Source organism: Mycobacterium sp. (genome assembly GCF_019247635.1).
Classification (GTDB): domain Bacteria; phylum Actinomycetota; class Actinomycetes; order Mycobacteriales; family Mycobacteriaceae; genus Mycobacterium.
This window is the reverse complement of record NZ_JAFBAR010000115.1, coordinates 1-17,691: the sequence shown is the minus strand read 5'-3', so window position 1 is coordinate 17,691 and position 17,691 is coordinate 1. Positions and strand designations below refer to the sequence as shown.

Annotated in this window: 19 protein-coding genes and 2 pseudogenes; 16 read left to right on the top strand and 5 right to left on the bottom strand. The window is 67.8% G+C overall.

Annotated features, from left to right (window positions below; genetic code table 11):
• Positions 1–49: 49 nt before the first annotated feature.
• The 10 genes and pseudogenes from JO236_RS19560 (at position 50) to JO236_RS19515 (ending at position 8,637) form a co-directional block, all read left to right on the top strand.
• On the top strand, positions 50–1,069 hold the full coding sequence (locus JO236_RS19560) for a Ppx/GppA phosphatase family protein (protein ID WP_293334277.1): 1,020 nt from the start codon (positions 50–52) through the stop codon (positions 1,067–1,069).
• A complete protein-coding gene (locus JO236_RS19555) occupies positions 1,066–2,112 on the top strand; it encodes a hypothetical protein (protein WP_293334274.1) in 1,047 nt (348 codons plus the stop codon). The genes JO236_RS19560 and JO236_RS19555 overlap by 4 nt, the downstream gene beginning before the upstream one ends.
• A gap of 15 nt (positions 2,113–2,127) precedes the next feature.
• Positions 2,128–2,970 carry a sugar phosphate isomerase/epimerase family protein gene (locus JO236_RS19550; RefSeq protein ID WP_293334272.1) on the top strand — a complete coding sequence of 281 codons (843 nt, stop codon included), beginning with the start codon at positions 2,128–2,130 and terminating at the stop codon, positions 2,968–2,970.
• A gap of 12 nt (positions 2,971–2,982) precedes the next feature.
• Positions 2,983–3,816, top strand: a complete 834-nt coding sequence (locus JO236_RS19545; RefSeq protein ID WP_293334270.1) for a thioesterase family protein — start codon at positions 2,983–2,985, stop codon at positions 3,814–3,816.
• Positions 3,817–4,029: 213 nt separating this feature from the next.
• Positions 4,030–4,803 (top strand): annotated as a pseudogene (locus JO236_RS19540) (PE family protein); the annotation flags it as partial.
• A 59-nt stretch (positions 4,804–4,862) separates the two neighbouring features.
• On the top strand, positions 4,863–5,738 hold the full coding sequence (gene proC, locus JO236_RS19535; protein WP_293334267.1) for a pyrroline-5-carboxylate reductase: 876 nt from the start codon (positions 4,863–4,865) through the stop codon (positions 5,736–5,738).
• Between the two features lie 140 nt (positions 5,739–5,878).
• Positions 5,879–6,136 carry a cell division/environmental response transcriptional regulator gene (locus JO236_RS19530; RefSeq protein ID WP_293334264.1) on the top strand — a complete coding sequence of 86 codons (258 nt, stop codon included), beginning with the start codon at positions 5,879–5,881 and terminating at the stop codon, positions 6,134–6,136.
• Between the two features lie 127 nt (positions 6,137–6,263).
• Positions 6,264–6,365 (top strand): 30S ribosomal protein bS22, encoded by a 102-nt coding sequence (locus JO236_RS19525; protein WP_003402602.1) that lies wholly within the window; start codon positions 6,264–6,266, stop codon positions 6,363–6,365.
• A gap of 62 nt (positions 6,366–6,427) precedes the next feature.
• On the top strand, positions 6,428–7,564 hold the full coding sequence (locus JO236_RS19520) for an SDR family oxidoreductase (RefSeq protein WP_293334261.1): 1,137 nt from the start codon (positions 6,428–6,430) through the stop codon (positions 7,562–7,564).
• A 5-nt stretch (positions 7,565–7,569) separates the two neighbouring features.
• Complete coding sequence (locus JO236_RS19515) at positions 7,570–8,637, top strand: lysophospholipid acyltransferase family protein (protein ID WP_293334258.1); 1,068 nt, start codon at positions 7,570–7,572, stop codon at positions 8,635–8,637.
• Between the two features lie 49 nt (positions 8,638–8,686).
• On the opposite strand, the gene cmaA2 is transcribed toward JO236_RS19515, so the two are convergent.
• From cmaA2 to JO236_RS19490, 5 genes and pseudogenes are all read right to left on the bottom strand, one after another.
• Positions 8,687–9,604 (bottom strand): cyclopropane mycolic acid synthase CmaA2, encoded by a 918-nt coding sequence (gene cmaA2 / locus JO236_RS19510; protein ID WP_293334255.1) that lies wholly within the window; start codon positions 9,602–9,604, stop codon positions 8,687–8,689.
• Between the two features lie 12 nt (positions 9,605–9,616).
• Positions 9,617–10,117, bottom strand: a complete 501-nt coding sequence (locus JO236_RS19505) for an FAS1-like dehydratase domain-containing protein (RefSeq protein WP_293334252.1) — start codon at positions 10,115–10,117, stop codon at positions 9,617–9,619.
• A 45-nt stretch (positions 10,118–10,162) separates the two neighbouring features.
• Complete coding sequence (locus JO236_RS19500; protein ID WP_293334249.1) at positions 10,163–11,074, bottom strand: HAD family hydrolase; 912 nt, start codon at positions 11,072–11,074, stop codon at positions 10,163–10,165.
• Between the two features lie 98 nt (positions 11,075–11,172).
• A pseudogene (locus JO236_RS19495) lies at positions 11,173–11,391 on the bottom strand (WXG100 family type VII secretion target); the annotation flags it as partial.
• A complete protein-coding gene (locus JO236_RS19490; protein WP_293334246.1) occupies positions 11,384–11,599 on the bottom strand; it encodes a hypothetical protein in 216 nt (71 codons plus the stop codon). The pseudogene JO236_RS19495 and the gene JO236_RS19490, both read right to left, overlap by 8 nt.
• A 73-nt stretch (positions 11,600–11,672) precedes the next feature.
• Here JO236_RS19490 and JO236_RS19485 point away from each other — a divergent pair, with 73 nt between their 5' ends.
• From JO236_RS19485 to JO236_RS19460, 6 genes are all read left to right on the top strand, one after another.
• Positions 11,673–11,942 (top strand): glutaredoxin family protein, encoded by a 270-nt coding sequence (locus JO236_RS19485; protein ID WP_293334243.1) that lies wholly within the window; start codon positions 11,673–11,675, stop codon positions 11,940–11,942.
• 110 nt (positions 11,943–12,052) lie between these two features.
• Positions 12,053–13,468, top strand: coding sequence for a glutamyl-tRNA reductase (locus JO236_RS19480; RefSeq protein ID WP_293334240.1), 1,416 nt, complete (start codon positions 12,053–12,055; stop codon positions 13,466–13,468).
• 14 nt (positions 13,469–13,482) lie between these two features.
• Positions 13,483–14,430 carry a hydroxymethylbilane synthase gene (gene hemC / locus JO236_RS19475; protein WP_293334453.1) on the top strand — a complete coding sequence of 316 codons (948 nt, stop codon included), beginning with the start codon at positions 13,483–13,485 and terminating at the stop codon, positions 14,428–14,430.
• Positions 14,431–14,456: 26 nt separating this feature from the next.
• On the top strand, positions 14,457–16,115 hold the full coding sequence (locus tag JO236_RS19470) for a uroporphyrinogen-III synthase (RefSeq protein ID WP_293334450.1): 1,659 nt from the start codon (positions 14,457–14,459) through the stop codon (positions 16,113–16,115).
• A gap of 20 nt (positions 16,116–16,135) precedes the next feature.
• Positions 16,136–17,125 carry a porphobilinogen synthase gene (gene hemB, locus JO236_RS19465; protein ID WP_293334237.1) on the top strand — a complete coding sequence of 330 codons (990 nt, stop codon included), beginning with the start codon at positions 16,136–16,138 and terminating at the stop codon, positions 17,123–17,125.
• 46 nt (positions 17,126–17,171) lie between these two features.
• Positions 17,172–17,691, top strand: a 520-nt coding sequence (locus JO236_RS19460) for a DUF3093 domain-containing protein (protein ID WP_293334234.1), incomplete at its 3' end; no start/stop codon positions are given.

Genomic DNA, 17,691 nt, shown 5'->3' with positions numbered 1-17,691 from the left:
CGGCGCCGGGTCGCGCTATGTCCCCGCGGTCGCCCGGTAGTTTATTTTCGTGCGATTAGGCGTGCTCGACGTGGGCAGCAACACGGTCCATCTGCTGGTGGTTGACGCCCACCGCGGCGGGCATCCGACGCCGATGAGTTCGACGAAAGCCACCCTGCGGCTGGCCGAAGCGACCGACAGCTCGGGCAAGCTCACCAGGCGCGGCGCCGACAAGCTGGTTTCCACCATCGACGAATTCGCCAAGATCGCGGTCAGCTCCGGCTGCTCCGAGCTGATGGCCTTCGCCACCTCCGCGGTCCGCGATGCCGAGAATTCCGACGACGTGCTGGCCCGGATCCGCAAGGAGGCCGGTGTGGAGCTGCAGGTGCTGACCGGCGTCGACGAGTCGCGGCTGACCTTCTTGGCGGTCCGGCGGTGGTACGGGTGGAGTGCGGGGCGCATCATCAACCTCGACATCGGCGGCGGCTCGCTGGAACTGTCCAGTGGCGTGGACGAGGAGCCCGACGTGGCGTTGTCGCTGCCGCTGGGCGCCGGGCGGTTGACCCGCGAATGGCTGCCCGACGACCCGCCAGGGCGGCGCCGGGTGTCGATGCTGCGGGATTGGCTGGACGCCGAGCTCGCCGACGCCAGCGAGACGCTCCTGGACGCCGGCGCCCCCGACCTCGCCGTGGCGACGTCGAAGACCTTTCGCTCGCTGGCTCGGCTGACCGGCGCGGCGCCGTCCGCCGCCGGACCCATGGTGAAAAGGACCCTGACGGCCAACGGCTTGCGGCAGCTCATCGCATTTATCTCTAGGATGACGGCGGTTGACCGTGCCGAACTGGAAGGGGTGAGCGCCGAGCGAGCGCCGCAAATCGTGGCTGGTGCTCTGGTGGCGGAGGCAAGCATGCGAGCGCTGTCGATAGATACCGTGGATATCTGCCCGTGGGCATTACGGGAAGGTCTCATCTTGCGCAAACTCGACAGCGAAGCCGACGGAACCGCCCTCGTTGAGACCTCGGTGCGAGATGCTAGAGGCCAGGTAGTTGATCGGAACGCGGCGAACCGATCGAGAGGCGACAAACCATGACTGGAACCGACACGGGGAGCTCTGAGAGCCCTAGCTCCCGGCCGATCTCGGTAGCTGAGCTGCTGGCCAGAAATGGCACCATCGGCGCCCCGGCCGTCACCCGGCGCCGTCGCCGCCGGCGCGGCGACGCCGATTCGGTCACCGTCGCCGAACTGACCGGTGAGATTCCGGTTTACCGTGACGAGGACCACCAACGACACAAAGACCACCAAGACCATGCCGAGTCCGCGGAGCCCACCCCGGAAGCCCCCGCGGCCGACGCCGAAAGCCAGGTGGCCGAACCCGCCGAACCGGAAGTGGCGCCCGAGCCAACGCCCGCCCCGGAGGCCAAAGACGCCGGCGAAGCGCAGGGTCAGGCCGGATACCAGGCCGCCTACTGGTCGGCACCCGAGCCGCGCTGGCCCAAATCCGCTCCACAGGTGCGGCGTCCGTCGGGGCCCGAGCGCAGCGAGTACCCGCGGCCCTTGCGCCAAACCGAGCGTGAGACCGACCAGAGCGGCGCCGAGCACATGAGCCCGGACCCGATGGACGACTACGCCCACGAGCCCGTCGACGTGATGGACACCGAGGTGCGTGAGGCCGAACCGCCGGCAGAGGATTCCGCCTACGTGCGCTCCTACCTGCAGGCTTCGGAAGACACGCTGTTCGGCGGCGATACCCTCGCGGACGAGGTGGCTCGGCGCCGCAGCGAGCCGGCCCCGCCGGCGCTCCACGAGGCGCAACCCGACGCCGACCGGGCCGCCAAAGCCAAGCAGCCGCGCCGCTCGACGGGCGTGCTTTCGGCAGTGTGGCGCGGCATCCTGGTCGTGCTGCAGTCGATTTTGGCGGTGGCCTTCGGTGCCGGGCTGTTCATCGCCTTCGACCAGCTGTGGCGCTGGAACCCCGTTGTGGCGCTGGTGCTGTCGGTGCTGGTCATCCTCGGGCTGGTGGTCGGGGTGCGGGTGGTCCGCAAGACCGAGGACATCGCCAGCACGCTGATCGCGGTGGCGGTAGGGGCGCTGATCACCCTGGGACCTTTGGCGCTGTCGTTGCAAACGGGCTAGGCATCAACTGCGACTGTGCGCCCATCCATCAAAGTCGGCCTGTCGACGGCCTCGGTGTACCCGTTGCGGGCCGAGGCCGCGTTCGACTACGCGGCCAGGCTCGGCTACGACGGGGTCGAGCTGATGGTGTGGAGCGAGTCGGTCAGTCAGGACATCGATGCCGTCCAGAAGTTGTCCCTGCGCTACCACATGCCGGTGTTGTCGGTGCACGCTCCCTGTCTGCTGATCTCGCAGCGGGTGTGGGGGTCAAACCCGATTTCCAAGCTGGACCGCAGCGTGCGGGCCGCCGAGCAGTTGGGTGCGCAAACGGTGGTGGTGCATCCACCGTTCCGGTGGCAGCGGCGCTATGCGGAGGGCTTTAGTGAGCAGGTTTCCGCCCTGGAGGCGTCCAGCGACGTGACCGTGGCGGTGGAAAACATGTTCCCGTTCCGCGCGGACCGGTTTTTCGGGGTCGATCAATCGCGGGAACGGATGCGTCGGCGTGGTGGCGGCCCGGGCCCGGCAATCTCGGCGTTCTCGCCGTCCTACGACCCACTGGACGGCAACCACGAGCACTACACGCTGGACCTGTCGCATACTGCCACCGCGGGCAGCGATTCGTTGCAGATGGCGCGACGGATGGGCCCTGGGCTGGTGCACCTGCACCTGTGCGACGGCAGCGGCCTGCCCGCCGACGAACATCTGGTGCCCGGGCGCGGCACGCAGCCCACCGCCGAGGTGTGCCAGATGTTGGCCGCCGGCGACTTCGCCGGACACGTCATCTTGGAGGTCTCCACCTCGAGCGCCCGCTCGGCCACCGAGCGTGAGGCCATGCTGGTCGAGTCGCTGCAGTTCGCCCGCACCCACCTGCTGCGCTGAACTATGGGGACCATGGACGCGCCATTTACCACCGCGATGTCGCTGCGTGAGGTCGAAACCCGTTCCGGCGGTGCGGTATTCGAGGCAGAGCTGAATAATCATTGGACCATCGGGCCCAAGGTGCACGGCGGTGCGATGGTGGCGCTGTGTGCCAACGCCGCCCGCGCCGCCAGCGCGGCGCCCGGGCGGCAACCCGTCCTGGAACCGGTCGCCGTATCGACGAACTTCCTGTCGGCGCCCGATCCTGGTGTGATGCGGTTGATCACCTCGATCCGCAAGCGTGGCCGCCGGATCAGCGTGGTCGATGTCGAGCTTTTGCAGGGCGATCGGGCCGCGGTGCATGCCGTGGTCACCCTGGGCGAGCCGGAACACCAGCACGCGCCGTTGTTGTCGGCGAACCCGGTGCTGGATCTGATGGCACCCGAGCCGCCCGACGACGTGGCACCGATCGGGCCGGGCCACCCGCTGGCCGGTCTGGTGCACCTGGGTGAGGGTTGCGACGTCCGGCCGCTGCTCTCGACACTGGGACCGCCGCCTGACGGGGGGCCGCCGGTGATCCAGATGTGGGCGCGACCACGGGGCGCCGCCCCGGACACCCTGTTCGCGCTGATGTGTGGAGATTTGTCGGCGCCGGTGACCTTTGCGGTGGACCGCACCGGCTGGGCGCCCACCGTCCAGCTGACCGCGCTGCTGCGCGCGCTGCCCGCCGACGGCTGGCTACGGATCGTCGCCACCTGCACCGAGATCGGGCAGGACTGGTTCGACGAGGACCACATCGTGGTCGACAGCCAGGGGCGCCTGATCGTGCAGGCGCGTCAACTGGCGATGGTGCCTGCCGCCCGCTAGCCTCCGAGGCGCGCGTGCCGCTGGCCCGGTCCGGCCGCCGGTCTCGAAAGCGCGGGAGGCGGCAACATGGCTTTTCCCCGAACATGGCTTTTCCGGCAATGGGCCTGGTCGATCCCGGCCAGCGACGATACGCTTTGCTCGTCCTGGACTGGCTCGAACTGATCTCGGGAATCGCCGGGGCCGCCAGCTAGCTCTTCCAACGAAAGGGTTCAGATGTCGTTTGTCTCGGTGGCGCCGGGAGTTGTGACAGCCGCGGCCGCGGATTTGGCGAATGTCGGTTCGGCGATCGGCTCGGCCAACTCGGCGGCGGCGGTGCCGACATCGAGCGTGACGGCAGCCGCCGCCGACGAGGTGTCGGCGGCCATCGCCTCGGTGTTCGGAGCGCACGGGCAGGCCTATCAGGCGCTTAGCGCCCAGGCCGCGGCTTTTCATCAGGACTTCGTCCAGCTTTTGGGTGGCGGTGCCCAGCAATACGCCACCGCCGATTCGGCCAACGCCAACCCGCTGCTGTCCGCGATCAATGCTCCGTTCGAGGCGCTGCTGAATCGCCCGCTGATCGGTGACGGCGCAAACGGAGCGACGCCGGGGGCCAATGGTCAAGACGGCGGGATTCTGTGGGGTAACGGCGGCAGCGGGGCGGCCGGAGGCACCAATCAAAGCGGTGGGCGGGGCGGGGATGCCGGCCTGTTCGGCAACGGTGGCTCCGGCGGGGGTGGCGGGCTCACGGCCGGTCCCGACCCCGCCGGCAGCGGCGGCGGCGGCGGCAACGGTGGCTTTTTCTACGGCAACGGCGGGGGCGGTGGTGCCGGTGGCATCAACATCATCGGCGGCAGCGGTGGGGCCGGTGGCAACGGGGGCAACGCCTTCTTGATCGGCGACGGCGGCAACGGCGGTGCCGGCGGTATCGGCTTTCCCAGCACAGACATCGGGCCAGGCGGAAACGGTGGCCAACGCGGGTTACTGTCCGGGAACCCCGGGGCCCACGGCTAACCGAACCTTGCGGGGCACACGGCCCCGGTGCCGGGCGGTCTGCGATGCTTTGCGACATGGCACGAATCGCAATCGTGGGCGGCGGCAACATCGGTGAGGCACTGCTGTCGGGTCTGCTGCGGGCCGGACGCCGGGTGAAAGACCTGGTGGTGGCCGAACGGGTGCCGGAGCGGGCCAAGTACCTGGCGGAAACCTATTCGGTGTTGGTGACGTCGCTGAACGAAGCGGTGGAGAACGCGACGTTCGTGGTCGTCGCGGTCAAGCCCGCCGACGTCGAGTCGGTGATCGGGGAGCTGGCCCGGGCGGCCGCGGCAGCCGAAAACGACAGCGCCGAACCCGTTTTCGTCACCGTCGCGGCCGGTGTCGGAATCACCTACTTCGAGTCCAGGCTGCCGGCCGGGACCCCGGTAGTGCGGGCAATGCCGAACGCGGCGGCACTGGTGGGCGCGGGCGTTACCGCGCTGGCCAAGGGTCGGTTCGTGACCGCCGAACAGCTCGAGGAGGTCTCGGCGTTGTTCGATGCGGTGGGCGGCGTGGTGACGATTTCCGAGCAGCACCTGGACACGGTGACCGCGTTGTCGGGTTCGGGTCCGGCGTACTTCTTCCTGATGGTGGAGGCAATGGTGGATGCCGGCGTGGCGGCTGGGCTGACCCGTGACGTGGCCTCAGACCTGACCGCTCAGACAATGGCCGGCTCGGCGGCGATGTTGCTCGAGCGTATGGATGCCGACCGGCGAACGGCCGACGCCGAGCCTCAGGGCATGCGCCCGGACACCACGGCCGCGCAACTTCGCGCGACGGTGACGTCGCCGGGCGGCACTACCGCCGCTGGGCTGCGCGAACTCGAGCGGGGCGGGCTGCGGGCGGCTGTCGATGCCGCCGTCCAGGCCGCCAAAAGGCGTTCTGAGCAGCTAAGAATTACATCGGAATAATTTAAAAATTCCAAAATGATTATCCCCCACCAGTACCAGTAACCCCACTGGTCCCGCTATTCTCCTCTTTGTATGCACGCGTTGGTGCCAGCGGAGGGGAAGCCGCTGGGGTTGCGGGTGCCTGACACGATTGGGTTGCGATGACGTCTACGAACGGGCCATCGGCGCGAGAATCCGCAGGTAAGGCGCGGGATACCGGCTCCCTGGAGGGCCAGCAGGCCAGGACACAGTTTCTCACCGTGGCTGAGGTGGCGGCGCTGATGCGGGTGTCCAAAATGACGGTGTATCGGCTGGTGCACAACGGCGAGCTGCCCGCGGTCCGGGTCGGGCGGTCGTTCCGGGTGCATGCCAAGGCCGTCCACGACATGCTGGAAACGTCCTACTTCGACGCCGGCTGACTCAGACCCGCCCCGACCGCGCGGCCCGCTGCGCGGCTGGTTTGGTGTTCTGCGCTGCCGGCCGGGTATTGTGGCTGAGTCCTTTTGCAGTCAGTGAGAAGCGGTCACAGGTCAGATAGCGGAGTTCATGGGTTCTGTAATCAAGAAGCGGCGCAAGCGCATGTCGAAGAAGAAGCACCGCAAGCTGCTGCGTCGCACCCGGGTTCAGCGCAGAAAACTCGGTAAGTAACCCCCGCACCGACCGTCACCCACCGTAATGCCGCCGTTTCGCCTGGCGGCTAGGCTGTCCAAGTGGATGCCACGAATACGGGGAACGGCCCGGGAGACTCCGCAACAAGCGACACCGTGCACTACCCCAAGGTGGTGCTGGTCACCGGCGCCTGTCGGTTTCTGGGGGGCTACCTGACCGCCCGGCTGGCGCAGAATCCCTTGATCAACACCGTCATCGCGGTGGATGCGATAGCCCCCAGCAAGGACATGCTGCGGCGCATGGGCCGAGCCGAATTCGTTCGTGCCGATATTCGTAACCCCTTTATTGCCAAGGTGATTCGAAACGGCGACGTCGACACCGTGGTGCACGCGGCGGCGGCGTCGTACGCGCCGCGATCGGGCGGCAGCGCGGCGCTGAAGGAAATCAACGTGATGGGTGCGATGCAACTGTTCGCGGCCTGTCAGAAGGCGCCCTCGGTGCGTCGGGTGGTGCTCAAGTCGACCTCCGAGGTTTACGGATCCAGCGCACACGATCCGGTGATGTTCACCGAGAACAGCAGCAGCCGGCGCCCGCTGCGCGGGGGGTTTGCCAAGGACAGCCTCGACATCGAGGGTTACGTGCGCGGGCTCGGTCGGCGCAGGTCCGACATCGCGGTAACCATCCTGCGGCTGGCCAACTTGATCGGTCCGGCGATGGACACCACATTGTCCCGTTATCTGGCTGGGCCATTGGTGCCGACGATGTTCGGCCGCGACGCGCGGTTACAGCTGCTGCACGAGCAGGACGCGCTGGGTGCGCTGGAGCGCGCGGCCATGGCCGGCAAGGCCGGCACCTTCAACATCGGCGCGAGCGGGATCATCATGCTGTCGCAGGCGATCCGTCGGGCGGGCCGGATTCCGCTGCCGGTACCCGGGTTCGGGGTGTGGGCCCTTGATTCGCTGCGGCGAGCTAATCGTTACACCGAAATCAATCGAGAGCAATTTAATTACCTCAGTTATGGCAGGGTAATGGAAACCAGTCGAATGGTCTTGGAACTGGGCTACCAGCCTAAGTGGACTACGGCTGAAGCCTTCGACGACTACCTCCGCGGCCGCGGCCTCACTCCCATAATCGACCCACATCGGGTACGCTCCTGGGAGGATCGTGCCGTCGCGCTGGCGCAGCGCGTGGGAAGCAGAAATCCAATTCCATGGGTCGGGGCAGATAGATTTGAGTAGATGACGTGGCGGGTGAATCCAGAGCGAATGTCATTCCACTGCACACGAATCGGAGTCGGGTAGCTGCCCGTAAGCGTGCTGACCAACGGTCATCGAAGTCCCGTCAGCATCCCTCGCTGCTTACTGATCCGCAGGGTCGCGCTTCGTCCGAACAGGTCGCTGCAGTCGTCCGCGAAATCGATGAGCACCGACGTGTCGCGGGTGCGTCGACAGCTGGCGCTGCGCCGCTGAACGATCTCGCCCAGCGGGTCGCCGCGGTTGCCGGATTTCTCCGCCAACGGCTGACCGGCGACTACAACGTAGACGAATTCGGGTTCGATCCGCATTTCAACGACGCGATCGTTCGGCCTTTGCTGAGGTTCTTCTTCAACTCGTGGTTCCGGGTCGAAGTCAGCGGCGTCGAGAACCTCCCGGAGGACGGTGCCGCACTGTTGGTCGCCAACCACGCCGGTGTGTTGCCATTCGACGGGCTGATGCTGTCGGTGGCCGTGCACGACGAGCATCCGGCGCACCGTGACCTGCGGCTGCTGGCCGCCGACATGGTGTTCGACCTGCCCGTGGTGGGCGAAGCCGCCCGGAGGGCGGGACACACCATGGCCTGCACCACCGACGCCCACCGGCTGCTCGCCTCCGGGGAACTGACCGCCGTCTTCCCGGAGGGTTACAAGGGGCTGGGCAAGAAGTTCGAGGACCGTTACCGGCTGCAGCGGTTCGGTCGCGGCGGCTTCGTATCGGCGGCGTTGCGCACCAAAGCGCCGATCGTGCCGTGCTCGATCGTCGGCTCGGAGGAGATCTATCCGATGCTGACCGACGTCAAACTGCTGGCGCGGCTGTTCGGCCTGCCCTACTTCCCGGTCACGCCGCTGTTCCCGTTGGCCGGCCCGGCCGGGCTGGTGCCGCTGCCGTCGAAGTGGCGTATCGCGTTCGGTGAGCCGATCCAGACGGCGGACTACGCGCCCGGCGACGCCGAGGACCCGATGGTCACCTTCGACCTGACCGACCAGGTTCGCGAGACGATTCAGCAAACCCTTTACCGGCTATTGGCCGGCCGTCGCAATATTTTCTTCGGCTGACGACAGAGCGCCCCGCCGCCTTTCTGGCACCGGGGCGCTGCGTCAAAAACTATTTGACCAGGGTGAACTGGCAGACGTTCGTGTAGCCGTCGCGGAACAGGTCCGAGCAACCCCGTAAATAGTGCATGTAGATGTCGTAGGTCTCCTGCCCCTTCAGGGCGATGGCCTCTTCCTTGTGGGCCTCGAGCGCGTCCGCCCAGGCGGTCAACGTCGGAACGTAGTTCGGTCCGATCTTGTGATGGCGCTCGATCTTGAAACCCGCCTGGGTCGAGTAGTGGTCGACCTGGTCGATCTGGGGCAATTTACCGCCCGGGAAGATCTCCTTGAGGATGAAACTGATGAACCGCAACAGGGTCATCGTCGTCTTCAGGCCGCGCTCTTTGGCCTCCTCGGCGGTGGGCACCACGATCGTGTGCAGCAGCATCCGGCCGTCGTCAGGCAGCAAGCTGTAGAACTTCTTGAAGAACGTCGCGTAACGCTCGTATCCCGCGTCCCCCGCGCCGTCCGCGAAGTGCTCGAACGCCCCCAGCGACACGATGCGGTCGATCGGCTCGTCGAACTCCTCCCAGCCTTGGATCCGCACCTCTTTCCGCCGGGAGCTGTCCACCTCCTTGAACTTCTCCACATCGTGGGCGTACTGGTTCTCGCTCAGGGTCAACCCGATCACGTTGACGTCGTACTCCTGCACCGCGTGCCGCATGGTCGAGCCCCAGCCGCAGCCGATGTCGAGCAGGGTCATGCCAGGCTCGAGGTTCAGTTTGTCCAACGCGAGCTTGCGCTTGGCGTACTGCGCCTCCTCCAACGTCATGTTCGGACGCTCTTCGAAGTACGCACAGCTATAGGTCATCGACGGGTCGAGCCAGAGCTTGAAGAACTCGTTCGATTTGTCGTAGTGAGACCGAACTGCTTCGACAGGTGGCTTGAGTTGTACTCCGGTGTCCTCAGCCGGTTGGCTCTTCGCAGCCATATATTTCGCCTTTCATATCGATGCGATCGCGGCGACGGTTTCTTCAGCGCCGGCATCCTGGTGCGCGGCCTCACCCAGCATCGTAACGACGCTGGTGACCACCGGTTTGCCCGCGGCGTCTGTGACTTCGCTGCGAATTTCAGCGATCACGGTGCCGTGGGATTCGATCACCGAATCCAGATAGGTGTCGAAGTGTAGCTTATCGCGCGCCACGATCGGCCGGTGGAACCGGAACTTCTGGTCCCGATGAACGACGCGGGCGATGTTGATTGGGATGTTGAACTTGGTGAAGATCTCCAGCTGCACGCGCCTGCCGGCGACGGCCAAGAAAGTCAGCGGAGCCACGACGCCGGCGTAGCCCGCGTCGATGGCCTCAGCCTCGCTGTAGTGCATCGGGTGATCGTCCTGAATCGAGGCTGCGAACTCACGGATTTTCTCGCGTCCGACCAAGAAGTGGTCCTGCTGCCGGTAGTGCTTGCCGATGAGTCCTTGGGCTCCTTCGGGAGTTGTCATGCGCCTGCCGCTCTCCGCTCGAATGGTCGCTAGCGGCGCAGCTTATCAGCGTGATTGGCGGCGGGACGCCAGCGCCGCCAGCGCGCCGCCGGCCGCGCCGAGCGCCAACGCCGACGGCACCCCGATCCGGGCCGCCTTGCGGGCGGTTCGGAAATCGCGGATCTCCCAGCCCCGTTCCCGCGCCAGGCTGCGCAGACGCGCATCCGGATTGATGGCGACGGCGGTGCCCACCAGCGAGAGCATGGGAACGTCGTTGTAGCTGTCGGAATACGCCGTGCAGCGCTTAAGGTTCAGGCCCTCTCGTATTGCCAGCGACCGCACCGCGTGAGCTTTGCCGCTGCCGTGCAAGATCTCGCCGACCAACCTGCCGGTGAACACCCCGTCGACCGACTCGGCGACCGTGCCCAGGGCGCCGGTCAGCCCGAGCCGGCGCGCGATCGTGGCCGCGAGTTCGTAGGGCGTGGCGGTGATCAGCCAAACCTGCTGGCCGGCATCGAGATGCATCTGCGTGAGCTCGCGGCTGCCGGCCCAGATCTTGTCGGCGATGATTTCGTCGTAGATCTCTTCGCCCAGCGCGATCAGTTGTTCGACAGAGCGGCCCTCGATGAACGCCAGCGCTTTGCGTCGGCCGGCGGCGACGTCGTTGCTGTTCTCCTTTCCGAGAAGCTGAAACTTGGCCTGCGCGTAGAGGAATCCGAGCACATCGCGATACGTGAAATAGTCGCGCGCGGCCAGCCCGCGGCCGAAATGCACCGCCGACGAACCCTGCACCAGGGTGTTGTCCACGTCGAAGAATGCTGCGGCGGTCAGGTCGACCGGCGGTTGCGCTGGACTCTCGTCGGCGGCGGCCGCCGCCTGCAGGTCGGCGAGCGCACGGCTGGCGCTGGCATTGTCGGCCAGCGACTCCAGGTCGATGCGACCGGTGGTATCCGCACTGCCTGGGTCAGAGGAAGCCATCTACAAACCTCCGTAATCGCTGTAGCCCGGTAATCAACCCTATCGGTCCTGGGCGGCTGCCAGCGCCGGCCGCGCGCCCGTCACGCGTGGGGAGTCAACAGGACCGCCAAGGCCTCGCGCATCAGTGCCTCACCGCGGGCCCAGTGCCGGTGCGCTTCCGCATGGGCCGCCGCCCGTCGGCCTGACCGCGCCGCATCGAGATTGGTTACCAGAGCTTCGATTTCGCCGAGCATGGTTTCGGCGCGGCGGTGCAGCTCGGTCATCCGCGCGACCGCGTCGGCCAGCGCTTCGGGATCGACCCGAAACGACTCACGCATGGTCGCCGCGCCGCCGCGCCTGCCCGCCCTGGGGGACCAACCTGGCCAGCATCGACAACCCCACCTCCAGCTCGCCGGCAGCGCGGTGCCACAACTCCCGCGCGCCGCCGCAGGCACCCCCTCCCGTGCCGCTCAGCATGTGCCTGATCTGGTCGTCGAGCTCGGCCAACAGGCCTTGTACCCGGACCAGGTCGTCGTCAGCGGCCACGGCCGCAACCTAACGAGGCCAGCGCGGGGTCACAACTCACCTTCTGGGTGACTTGGATGCCACACTGGTGGCCATGACACGACCCGTGGTGGAGCTGTTGACCCGCGCCGGGTGCACGATCTGCGAACGGGCGCACTTTCGGCTGGCCGAATTGGCCGCTGAGCTGGGATTCGACTTGTCTATGACCGATGTCGACCAGGCGGCCACGATGGGAAACCCCCGGCTGCGGGCCGAGTTCGGCGACCGGCTGCCGGTGATCCTGCTGGACGGCCGCGAGCACAGTTACTGGGAGATCGACGAGCCCCGGCTGCGCGCCGATCTGGCGGCGCCGACGGCACCGTGAGTGGACCTGGACTGGACCACAGCCCGTTATTTGGTGGCCCACCAGCTCAACGATTACCGTAGACAGCAGTTCACTGATGAAAGCAAGGGAGCTGGTCAGGTGATGCTGCCGTGAGCATCCTGCTCTTCGGGGTTTCGCACCGCAGTGCGCCGGTCTCCGTCCTGGAGCAACTCAGCATCGACGAATCCGATCAGGTCAAGATCGTGGACCGGGTTATGCAGTCGCCGCTGGTCACCGAGGCCATGGTGCTATCGACGTGTAACCGGGTCGAGGTCTATGCCGTGGTGGACGCCTTTCACGGCGGTCTTTCGGTGATCGGGCAGGTGCTGTCCGAATACTCCGGGATGTCGATGGGCGATCTGACGCAATACGCCTACGTCCGCTACAGCGAGGCCGCCGTCGAGCACCTGTTTGCCGTTGCCAGTGGCCTCGATTCGGCGGTGGTCGGCGAGCAGCAGGTGCTCGGCCAGGTGCGGCGCGCCTACGCGGCGGCCGAGGCCAACCACACCGTCGGTCGGGTGCTGCACGAGCTGGCCCAGCGAGCGCTGTCGGTGGGCAAGCGGGTGCACTCCGAAACGGCCATCGATGCCGCCGGCGCCTCGGTGGTGTCGGTCGCGTTGGGGATGGCCGAGCGCCAGCCGGGCGGCCTGGCGGGTAAGACCGCGGTGGTGATCGGCGCCGGAGCGATGGGCGCGTTGTCCGCCGCGCACCTGACGCGGGCCGGCATCGGGCGCGTGCTGGTGCTCAACCGCTCGCCGTCCCGGGCCCAGCGGCTGGCCCACAAGATCCGCGAATCCGGGGTCCAGGCCAGCGCTTTGACGCTGGACCGCATGGCCGACGCCCTGCGGGATGCCGATCTGGTGGTCAGCTGCACCGGCGCGGTGAGCCCCGTGGTCTCGCTGGCCGACGTGCACCACGCGTTGGCCGCCGCACATCGCTCGAGTGTTGATGAGAGCGCCCACCCGCTGGTGATCTGCGACCTGGGCATGCCCCGCGACGTCGATCCCGCGGTGGCCGGACTGCCCGGTGTGTGGGTCATCGACGTGGACCGCGTGCAGCACGAGCCGTCGGCCCACGCCGCCGCTGCCGACGTCACCGCCGCCCGCCACATCGTGGCGGCCGAGGTTGCCGGCTACCTGGCCGGGCAGCGCATGGCCGAGGTCACTCCGACGGTCACGGCGCTGCGCCAGCGCGCCGCCGACGTGGTCGAAGCGGAGTTGCTGCGCCTGGACAACCGGCTCCCCGGTTTGCAGAGCACCGAGCGCGAAGAGGTGGCGCGCACCGTGCGGCGGGTGGTTGACAAGCTGCTGCACGCGCCCACCGTGCGGATCAAGCAGCTGGCCAGCGCGCCCGGCGGTGACAGCTACGCCGAGGCGCTGCGCGAATTGTTCGAACTCGACCAGACCGCCATAGACTCCGTAGCTGCCGTCGCCGCGGGTGAATTGCCAGTCGTGTCAAGCGAATTCGATGCGAGCGCGCACGACACCGGTGGCGCGCAGGGCAGCCCTGAGCAGTCCGCCGAGTAGTCCGATTGGTTCACGTGATCCGGATAGGCACCCGGGGCAGTCTGCTGGCGACCACCCAAGCCGCGATGATCAGGGACGCCCTCATCACCCGCGGCCACCCCGCGGAGCTGGTCACCATCAGCACCGTCGGTGACCGGTCCTCGGCACCGATCGAAACGCTCGGCGTGGGGGTGTTCACCACGGCGCTGCGGGAAGCCATCGAAGACGGCCGCGTCGACGTGGCTGTGCACTCGCACAAGGATTTGCCGACTGCGCCGGACCCGAGGTTCACGATCGCGGCGATGCCACCGCGCGATGACCCCCGTGACGCGGTGGTCGCGCGCGACGGGCTGGTGCTCGGGGAGTTGCCGGCAGGTTCGGTGGTGGGCACGTCCTCCCCGCGGCGGGCCGCACAGCTTAGAGCATTGGGTCTCGGTTTGGAAATCCGCCCCCTACGAGGCAACCTAGATACCAGGTTGAACAGGGTAAGTAGTGGTGATCTTGACGCCGTCGTGGTGGCCCGGGCCGGTCTGGCCCGGCTGGGCCGTCTCGACGATGTCACCGAGACGCTGGAGCCGGTGCAGATGTTGCCAGCGCCCGCCCAAGGCGCGCTCGCGGTCGAGTGCCGCGCGGGGGACGCCCGGTTGGCGGCCGTGCTGGCGCAACTGGACGACGCCGACACCCGCGCGGCGGTCACCGCGGAGCGTGCCCTGCTCGCCGAACTGGAGGCCGGTTGCTCCGCACCGGTGGGCGCGATCGCCGAAGTGGTCGAGTCCATCGATGAGGACGGCCGCGTCTTCGAAGAGCTGTCGCTACGCGGCTGCGTGGCGGCGCTGGACGGATCCGACGTGATCCGCGCATCCGGCATCGGCAGTTCCGGTGGGGCACGGGAGCTGGGGCTCTCCGTCGCGGCGGAGCTGTTCGAACTGGGCGCTCGGGAGCTGATGAGGGGAGCGGGGCAAGACCCCGCAGAGATTGAGTGACGAGTAGATACGTGGGAGCGACAATGATGACGCGAGGGCGCAAGCCGAGGCCGGGCCACATCACCTTCGTGGGCTCCGGCCCGGGCGACCCGGGTCTGTTGACCGCACGGGCCGCCACGGTGTTGGCGAACGCGGCCCTGGTGTTCACGGACCCCGACGTGCCCGAGCCGGTGCTGGCCTTGATCGGCAAGGACCTGCCGCCCGTGTCCGGGCCGGCGCCCGCCGTCGACGAGAACGCGACGACCGCCGACGCCGGACCAGCGGTGGTACCCAGCGGCCCGGACATCCGTCCGGCGCTGGGCGATCCCACCGAGGTGGCCAAGACGCTGACCGCCGAGGCCCGAACGGGCGTCGACGTGGTGCGACTGGTGGCCGGTGATCCACTGTCGGTCGATGCGGTGATCACCGAGGTCAACGCGGTCGCACGCGCCCACCTGCACCTCGAGATCGTGCCCGGCCTGGCGGCCACCAGCGCCGTGCCGACCTACGCGGGGCTGCCGCTGGGCTCCTCGCACACGGTTGCCGACGTGCGCGGCGACGTGGATTGGGAGGCGCTGGCCGCGGCGCCCGGTCCGCTGATCCTGCAGGCCAGCGCGTCCCATCTGGCCGAAGCCGCCCGCACCCTGATCGACCACGAGCTGGCGGAGACCACCCCCTGCGTGGTGACCGCGCAGGGCACCACCTGCCAGCAGCGCTCGGTCGAAACGACGCTGCAGGGACTGACCGACCCGGCCGTGCTGGGTGGCACCGATCCGGCGGGTTCGTCGGCGATCGGGTCCGACCCACAGGCCGGACCCCTGGTGGTGACCATCGGCAAAACCGTGGCCAGCCGCGCGAAGCTGAACTGGTGGGAGAGCCGGGCGCTGTACGGCTGGACGGTGCTGGTGCCACGCACCAAGGACCAGGCCGGTGAGATGAGCGAGCGGCTGACGGCCTACGGCGCGCTGCCGATCGAGGTGCCGACCATCGCCGTCGAGCCGCCGCGCAGCCCCGCGCAGATGGAACGCGCGGTCAAGGGCCTGGTCGACGGCCGCTTCCAGTGGGTCGTGTTCACCTCCACCAACGCGGTGCGCGCGGTGTGGGAGAAGTTCGGCGAGTTCGGTCTGGACGCCCGGGCGTTCTCCGGGGTCAAGATCGCCTGCGTCGGCGAATCGACCGCCGACCGGGTCCGGGCCTTCGGGATCAGCCCCGAGCTGGTGCCGTCCGGCGAACAGTCCTCGCTGGGCCTGCTTGACGAATTCCCGCCCTACGACAGCATTTTCGACCCGGTGAACCGGGTGCTGCTGCCGCGTGCCGACATCGCCACCGAAACCCTGGCCGAGGGACTTCGCGAGCGCGGCTGGGAGATCGAGGATGTCACCGCCTACCGGACGGTGCGTGCCGCCCCCCCGCCGGCCACCACCCGCGAAATGATCAAGACCGGGGGCTTCGACGCGGTGTGCTTCACGTCGAGCTCCACGGTGCGAAATCTGGTGGGCATCGCCGGCAAGCCGCACGCGCGAACGATCATCGCCTGCATCGGTCCCAAGACCGCCGAAACCGCCGCCGAGTTCGGCTTGCGGGTTGACGTCCAGCCCGACACCGCCGCGGTCGGACCGTTGGTTGACGCGCTGGCCGAACATGCCGCGCGATTGCGCGCCGAGGGAGCGCTGCCGCCACCGCGCAAGAAGAGCCGCAGGCGCTAGTGGCGCCCTGGGTCGCCGCCATGAGACCTAGCCCCTACCCGCGGCAGCGCCCGCGTCGGCTCCGCTCCACCCCCGCGATGCGTCGCCTGGTGGCCCAAACCACCTTGGAACCAAGGAATTTGGTGCTGCCGATGTTCGTCGCTGACGGTATCGACGAACCGCGGCCGATCCCGTCTATGCCGGGCGTGGTGCAGCATACCCGCGACTCGCTGCGCAACGCCGCCGCCGATGCCGTCGCCGCCGGCGTCGGCGGGCTGATGCTGTTCGGTGTGCCTCGCGAACAGGACAAGGACGAGATCGGTTCGGCCGGTGCCGATCCCGACGGCATCCTCAACGTCGCGCTTCGCGATCTGGCCAAGGATCTGGGCGACGCGACGGTGCTGATGGCCGATACGTGCCTCGACGAGTTCACCGACCACGGCCACTGCGGCGTGCTCGACGAACGGGGCCGTGTCGATAACGACGCTACCGTGGCGAGCTACGTGAAGCTTGCTGTCGCACAAGCGGAATCGGGTGCCCACGTGGTCGGTCCGAGCGGGATGATGGACGGCCAGGTGGGTGCGATCCGCGACGGCCTGGACGCCGCCGGCCACACCGACGTGGTGATCCTGGCCTACGCGGCGAAGTTCGCCTCCGCGTTCTACGGCCCGTTCCGGCAGGCGGTGAGCTCGAGCCTGTCCGGGGACCGGCGCACCTACCAGCAGGAGCCGGGCAACCGGCGCGAGGCGCTGCGCGAGATTGCACTGGACCTCGACGAGGGCGCCGACATTGTCATGGTCAAGCCCGCCCTGGGTTACCTGGACGTGGTAGCGGCCGCCGCGACGATGTCCTCGGTTCCGGTGGCCGCCTATCAGGTGTCGGGCGAGTACACGATGATTTGTGCGGCGGCCGCGAATAACTGGATCGACGGGCAAGCCGCGGCTTTGGAAGCGTTGACCAGCATCCGGCGTGCGGGAGCCGACATCGTGCTCACCTATTGGGCCGCGGATGTGGCGAATTGGCTTGCGTGACGGAGGCTTCACATGACACGAGGCGGCACATGACACGAGCGGGCACATGACACGAGCGGCGGGCGCCGGGGATACCGAGGACCGGCCGTTGTTTCGCGAACCCGGCGCCAGCTGGTGGTGGTTGCTGGCCGGCCCGGCCGCGGCCGTGACGCTGATCCTGATCGAGAGGTCGGGCGGGCACGGCGTCGATCTCGTGGTCCCGGCGCTCTTTCTGGTGCTGGTGACGGTGTTTTTGGGGATTCAGGTCAAGGCCGCGCGGATCCACACGTCGGTGGAGCTGACCGAAGACGCGCTGCGGGAAGGCACCGAGACGATCCTGGTGCGGGAGATCGTGAGGGTCTACCCGGAGGCGGAAAATTCGGTGGAATCCGGCCTGCCGCTGCAGAACTGGCAGACGGCCCGCACACTGGGCGAACTGGTCGGCGTACCGCGGGGTCGAGTCGGAATCGGCCTGAAGCTGACCGGGGGGCGCACCGCGCAGGCCTGGGCCCGTCGGCATCGTCACCTTCGGGCGGCGCTGACCCCGCTGATCCAGGAGCGCGTCGGTCCCGCCCGGGCCGAGGCCG

Excerpts from the sequence above, each read along its gene's own strand:
- JO236_RS19505 (WP_293334252.1), bottom strand. The coding sequence starts at position 10,117 with ATGACAACTCCCGAAGGAGCCCAAGGACTCATCGGCAAGCACTACCGG.
- JO236_RS19525 (WP_003402602.1), top strand. The coding sequence starts at position 6,264 with ATGGGTTCTGTAATCAAGAAGCGGCGCAAGCGCATGTCGAAGAAGAAG.
- JO236_RS19485 (WP_293334243.1), top strand. The coding sequence starts at position 11,673 with ATGACACGACCCGTGGTGGAGCTGTTGACCCGCGCCGGGTGCACGATC.
- cmaA2 (WP_293334255.1), bottom strand. The coding sequence starts at position 9,604 with ATGGCTGCGAAGAGCCAACCGGCTGAGGACACCGGAGTACAACTCAAG.
- proC (WP_293334267.1), top strand. The coding sequence starts at position 4,863 with ATGGCACGAATCGCAATCGTGGGCGGCGGCAACATCGGTGAGGCACTG.
- JO236_RS19530 (WP_293334264.1), top strand. The coding sequence starts at position 5,879 with ATGACGTCTACGAACGGGCCATCGGCGCGAGAATCCGCAGGTAAGGCG.
- JO236_RS19555 (WP_293334274.1), top strand. The coding sequence starts at position 1,066 with ATGACTGGAACCGACACGGGGAGCTCTGAGAGCCCTAGCTCCCGGCCG.
- JO236_RS19545 (WP_293334270.1), top strand. The coding sequence starts at position 2,983 with ATGGACGCGCCATTTACCACCGCGATGTCGCTGCGTGAGGTCGAAACC.
- hemB (WP_293334237.1), top strand. The coding sequence starts at position 16,136 with ATGAGACCTAGCCCCTACCCGCGGCAGCGCCCGCGTCGGCTCCGCTCC.
- JO236_RS19500 (WP_293334249.1), bottom strand. The coding sequence starts at position 11,074 with ATGGCTTCCTCTGACCCAGGCAGTGCGGATACCACCGGTCGCATCGAC.
- JO236_RS19470 (WP_293334450.1), top strand. The coding sequence starts at position 14,457 with ATGACGCGAGGGCGCAAGCCGAGGCCGGGCCACATCACCTTCGTGGGC.